Annotated in this window: 6 protein-coding genes; 5 read left to right on the top strand and 1 reads right to left on the bottom strand. The window is 45.0% G+C overall.

Translation table 11 applies throughout. The features are described from left to right. Positions 1-119 precede the first annotated feature (119 nt). Both QUB06_RS33875 and QUB06_RS33880 read left to right on the top strand, forming a co-directional pair. Complete coding sequence (locus QUB06_RS33875; protein ID WP_333439134.1) at positions 120-923, top strand: SDR family oxidoreductase; 804 nt, start codon at positions 120-122, stop codon at positions 921-923. A gap of 176 nt (positions 924-1,099) precedes the next feature. Further along, positions 1,100-2,107, top strand: coding sequence for an NAD(P)-dependent alcohol dehydrogenase (locus QUB06_RS33880; RefSeq protein WP_333439135.1), 1,008 nt, complete (start codon positions 1,100-1,102; stop codon positions 2,105-2,107). Between the two features lie 59 nt (positions 2,108-2,166). Here QUB06_RS33880 and QUB06_RS33885 read toward each other — a convergent pair whose 3' ends face one another. Beyond that, on the bottom strand, positions 2,167-2,976 hold the full coding sequence (locus QUB06_RS33885) for a calcium-binding protein (protein ID WP_333439137.1): 810 nt from the start codon (positions 2,974-2,976) through the stop codon (positions 2,167-2,169). A 197-nt stretch (positions 2,977-3,173) separates the two neighbouring features. Here QUB06_RS33885 and QUB06_RS33890 point away from each other — a divergent pair, with 197 nt between their 5' ends. The 3 genes from QUB06_RS33890 (at position 3,174) to QUB06_RS33900 (ending at position 5,599) form a co-directional block, all read left to right on the top strand. Then, positions 3,174-4,154, top strand: a complete 981-nt coding sequence (locus QUB06_RS33890; RefSeq protein WP_333439139.1) for an ATP-binding cassette domain-containing protein — start codon at positions 3,174-3,176, stop codon at positions 4,152-4,154. A gap of 121 nt (positions 4,155-4,275) precedes the next feature. Beyond that, the gene (locus QUB06_RS33895; protein ID WP_333439141.1) at positions 4,276-5,064 is read left to right on the top strand and encodes an ABC-2 family transporter protein; all 789 of its coding nucleotides are present in this window, start codon (positions 4,276-4,278) and stop codon (positions 5,062-5,064) included. A 343-nt stretch (positions 5,065-5,407) separates the two neighbouring features. Further along, on the top strand, positions 5,408-5,599 hold the full coding sequence (locus QUB06_RS33900) for a four helix bundle protein (protein ID WP_333439142.1): 192 nt from the start codon (positions 5,408-5,410) through the stop codon (positions 5,597-5,599). The last annotated feature ends 66 nt before the right edge of the window (positions 5,600-5,665 follow it).

Raw genomic sequence — 5,665 nt, forward strand, 5'->3', positions numbered from 1 at the left:
ACAGTCAACAGTCAACAGTCAACAGTCAACAGTCAACAGTCAACAGTCAACAGTCAACAGTCAACAGTCAACAGTCATTCCGGTTCAACCGGAATTGATATTACAATTTATAACAATCTATGGCTCCTACAGTTTTGATTACAGGCGCTTCTCAAGGAAGCGGCAAAGCAACAGCAATTTTATTTGCAAGTAAAGGTTACGATGTAGTGATGGTAGCTCGCCAGCCAGAGAGATTGGCAGCAGCAGCGGCTCAAGTGCAGCGAGAAGGCAGTTCCGCTGTAGCTATTCCGGGGGATGTTGGCGACATTCAACAAGTGCGCGCGATCGTCCAAAAAGCCCTAGATGCCTGCGGCAACATTGATGTTTTGGTTAACAATGCTGGCATTTGTCTCACGGGGGCGATCGAGCACACTACCTCCGAAGACTGGCAGCAATTAATGAATACCAATTTTTGGGGATGCGTTAACACAATTCAAGAAATATTGCCACATTTTTTGGAACGAAAAACTGGGACAATAGTCAATGTTGGTTCCATTGGCGGCAAAATGCCTTTGCCTCAAATGACTGCTTATTGCGCCAGCAAATATGCAGTAACCGGTTTAACAGAAACTTTGAGATTGGAATTAGCGCCTCAAGGTATTCACGTTTGCGCCGTGCATCCGGGCCTGATTAACAGTGATTTTTTAGAAAGAGCTCAATTTCGCGATCGAGACGAACCCGCAGTCGAATTGCGCCGCCAGCAAATGAGCAAAATGCTGAAATCTGAGTGGGCAACTCAGCCAGAAGATATTGCTAAAGCTATCTGGGATGGTGTGAAAAATCAGCGTGCAGAAGTTACCGTCGGCCCTGCTTTTTTGGCATCGGAAGCTTATCGGTTGTTCCCCGGTTTGATGCAGTGGGCAATGGAAAAAGGCAAGTTGTGAGACTAATTGGTAATGGATAATTGGTAATTGGTAAGGTACCCAGGGCGCACCAGACAAATTATTAGTAACGCGCCTGAGTCCTAGGGGCAGATCCACTTGAATATATACAACTAAAGAAAGAGAGTGTTAAACCCGGCCCGAACACTATAATGGCAAACAAACCAGGAAATACCACCATGCAAATCAAAGCACTAGCCGTTAAAAAAACCGGGGGATTGCTTGAAGAATACAAATTCGATGTCGAACCTCCCAAAGTACATGAATGTCTGATAAAAGTGTTAACTTGCGGCATCTGTCACTCAGACTTGCACATGATTGACAACGATTGGGGTCAATCAAAATATCCCCTCGTTCCGGGGCACGAAGTTATCGGAGAAGTGGCAGAAATAGGGCCGCAAGTGACTCATTTAAAAGTGGGCGATCGCGTTGGTGTCGGCTGGCAAAGGTCGTCTTGTTTGCAGTGCCGCGACTGCTTGCGCGGTAACGAAAATCTCTGTGATGAAAACCAGGGATTAATTGTTACAGGCCCAGGCGGTTTTGCCGATTATTTGATGGTAGATTCCCGCTTTGCTTTTCCTATTCCCAAAGGCATCGATTCCAACGTAGCGGGGCCGCTGTTGTGCGGCGGAATTACGGTTTACGCCGGTTTGCGAAATGCGGGGATGAGTTCTGGCCAAGAAATTGGCATTCTCGGCATCGGCGGTTTGGGACACATGGCGGTGCAATTTGCGAAAAAATTAGGCAACCGCGTCACTGTTTTTACTACTTCCCAAGATAAGGCAGAATTTGCACATAAAATGGGGGCGGACGAAGCTATTGTAGTAGGAAAAGGTGAAATTCCTCAAGCCCCCCGCAGCAAATTAGATATTTTGTTGAGCACTGTTCCTGCTTCTTTAGATTGGGTTCCGTACATTGATTTTCTCGATTCTAACGGTGCGCTTGCTTTTGTGGGAGTTCCCGACGAACCTTTGAGCATTCCGTTATTTTCGCTGCTGGTGAAGCAACGCCGAATTGTGAGTTCTCTCATCGGCGGTCGCGCTATGATTAATGAAATGCTGTCAATTGCAGAGAAGTTTGAGATTGAGCCGATTATTGAAGTTTTTGCGATCGCACAAGCGAATGAAGCAATGCAGAAAGTCCGCGACAATCAAGTGCGCTATCGCGCAGTTTTGACGGTGAGTTAGATCATGCGTAATGGGTAAGGTGCGCCCGCGCACCCTACTAGAGATATATAAGCAACGAATTAAAGCAAAGAATTAGCATTAATAAAACGGCCGTTTAAATCGGCTGGGGTCACATTCAACACAGTACCCAACAAAGCATTAGTAAAACCGAATCTAATATTAGTAGCTTCCACGCGGCCGTTGCCATCGGGATCAAGACTTTGCCGCGAGATGCCACCCTTGGCTAATAAGCTAGTTCCACCGGCTATACTTGCAGGATCGATCAGCAGCAGTCTCGGATCGTTCAAGCTATAACTTACCTCTTCCAAGGAGATATTGCTGCTGGTAAATTCCACACTAATTCCAATCGAATCGCTAGACTTATCAAAATCCACAATTACCGCGTCAGCAACTTCAATTCCAACTACTCTGCTTCCCGCTTGATCGACTCTCAAAACAAATACATCGCTACCTGCACCACCTTGGTAAATATCCACCTCTCTGTCGCCAATTAAAGTATCATTACCGTCACCGCCCACTAACAAATCAACACCTTGTCCTCCGCGCAGGAAATCATTTCCCGCACCCCCATCAACGAAATCGCTATTTCTATCTCCTGTCAAGAAATCCTCGCCACTTTCTCCCAAAACATCGTCATCATCTTTGCCACCGTAAATAGAATCACTGCCGACACCACCTAACAGACTGTCTTTACCATCGTTGCCGAAAATCCTTTCTGCATCTGACGAGCCCCTGACAGTATCATTGCCGCCCACCATCCAAAGTCCCCCAGGAAAACTAGCAAGTTGTCCTGGTGCAAGTGTAATATTTTCAGGAGAATTGTCTCCTACCAAACGAGAGATGCCTGAATTATCTGGTGTGAGTACCATATTTGTAAACTTTGTGCGAGGTGAGCATGGATATTGTGCAATATTCTACAGTTTAGTAGGGTGCGCCAGAACACAGTTATTTCCTCAGAGCGATCGAGCCATCGCTGGCGCACCCTACTAGAGATCTCCATCGCTCCATCTTGGCACAAGCCTGATGGAAGTATCCTAGATTAAAATAAAAGTTAAAATTTGAGCCGATGCCAATTATCGTAGTTGAAGACTTGAGCAAGGTTTATCCGGTAGCGATTAAAGAACCGGGGCTTAAAGGAACAGTGCGACACTTTTTTAGTCGCACTTACCGCAATATCAAAGCAGTTGAGGGCATTTCTTTCAGTATTGAACCGGGGGAATTCGTGGGGTTTCTAGGTGCTAACGGTGCGGGCAAAACTACTACGCTGAAAATGCTGACGGGTTTGATTTATCCCTCGGCTGGTACTGTGAGAGTTTGCGATCGTACTCCTTTTCGTCGGGAAGCAGATTTTCTGCAAAAAATCACCTTAGTAATGGGGCAGAAACAGCAGTTAATTTGGGATTTACCTGTGCTTGACTCTCTGCGAATCAATGCCGCTGTCTACGGCATTCCCGATACAGATTATCGGCGGCGAGTCGGAGAATTGACAGAGATGCTGTCACTAGAAGGCAAGTTAAATCAGCCGGTACGAAAGCTTTCTTTAGGCGAACGCATGAAAGCTGAATTGATGGCGGCGCTGCTGCACCAGCCGGAAGTATTATTTTTAGATGAACCGACTTTAGGTTTGGACATAAACGCACAGTTTAGCGTCAGGCAATTTCTGCGAGAATATAACGAGCGCTATCAAGCAACGGTGCTGTTGACGAGCCATTACATGGCTGACATTACTGCTTTATGCAAGCGCGTTTTGTTAATCCATGAAGGTCAATTAGTTTATGATGGCAGTTTAGACGGATTGCTCGACAGGTTTGCACCTTATCGGGAAGTTCAGGTAAAATTAGCTAAGCCGCTGGCAAAAGATAGTGCTTTTGTTTACGGAGAGGTAGAATCTATTGAGGGACAATCGGTGCGATTCTTGGTAAAAAGGGAAGAGTTGACGGTGAGTGTGGCGAAGATTTTGGCGGAGTTGGAAGTGATAGATTTGACTGTTACTGACCCGCCCATTGAAGAGGTAATCGGTCGAGTTTTTCGCACGGGAAAAGTGTAATGTTTTTGGCTGGGTTCCTTCTCCATAACAGGGAAGATATCTGTTCCACTAGAGTTTCAATGTTTTGTGGAACGGGGATATTGCCTGTTGCTAACACCTAAAAATTAAATCTACAATTGATATGACAAAAGCCATCAAAATTGCTAAGACTTTGCTAGTTACCTACTATGCTTATATGCTCGAATACCGGGCGGAATTGTTTTTGTGGGCTCTGTCGGGAGCTTTGCCATTTATCTTGATGGGTGTCTGGATGGAGGCGGCCGAAACTGGTCAATTTGGGCTGAATTCGATCGACTTTGCCCGTTATTTTTTAGCAGCTTTCATTGTCAGACAAACAAATGTAGTTTGGGTGATTTGGGAGTTTGAAAAGGAAGTAGTGCAAGGTAGGTTATCTAATAGATTGTTGCAGCCTCTCGATCCCGTCTGGCACCACTTCGTATCTCACATTTCCGAAAGGTTTGCGAGGCTGCCGTTTGTATTGGGATTAGTGCTGCTGTTTTTTACACTTTACCCGCAGTCTTTTTGGCTGCCGAGTTTGGGCAGGTTTTTGCTATTTTTGTTGGTTATCCTCTTGGCTTTTTGCTTGCGGTTCCTGATACAGTATACCTTTGCGCTGTTTGCTTTTTGGCTGGAAAGGGCAAGTGCGATCGAGCAATTCTGGTTTCTAATTTACCTGTTTTTATCGGGACTTATCGCGCCGCTAGAAGTGTTTCCTGCACCCGTGCGCGAAGTAGTTTTGTGGACGCCTTTTCCTTATTTGATTCATTTTCCCGCTTCAATCTTGATAGGATTACCCGTAGATGTAGGCCGCGGTTTGTTGGTAATGTTGGGTTGGAGTGCGGTGTTTTTTGTGTGGAATCGCTGGCTTTGGCGGCAGGGTTTGAAGCAGTATTCGGGCATGGGAGCGTAAACAGTTGACAGTTGACAGTTGACAGTTGACAGTTGACAGTTGACGGTTGACAGTTGACAGTTGACGGTTGGGTTTCGTTCCACTGGTTCCGCCTTCTTCCTTGCTTGCTTCCCAATGCTCCATTCTCCATTCACCATTCGCTATTCTCCATTCCCAAGGACTAATGACTAATGACTAATACACAAGATTGCAAAAGTCCTTTTAATCACATTTTCGGACGGGTTCTCCGGTCCATCATAGCTATTTTTGCAAGAGGTCTAATGACTAATGACTAATAAGTAGTGTCAGCTAAAAACTGTCCACTATCAACGGTTCACTGTCAAGTATTAAGTATCAAGTATAAATGACTTATAACTCACCACTCAAAAATAAATCTTTTGCTTTTGCCATTAGAACGGTAAACCTATATAAATACTTGTCTATAAATAAAAAAGAATATGTATTGTCAAAACAACTACTACGATCGGGAACAGCTATCGGTGCATTAGTTAGAGAATCAGAACAAGCCGAAAGCAAAACCGATTGGCTCTCCTGAACTTATGGTTATAAGTTTATCTAATCAGAAAAGCAAGCTAATACGCGATTCCTAAAATTATTAAAA

This window comes from Microcoleus sp. D2_18a_D3 (genome assembly GCF_036702455.1).
Taxonomy (GTDB): domain Bacteria; phylum Cyanobacteriota; class Cyanobacteriia; order Cyanobacteriales; family Microcoleaceae; genus Microcoleus.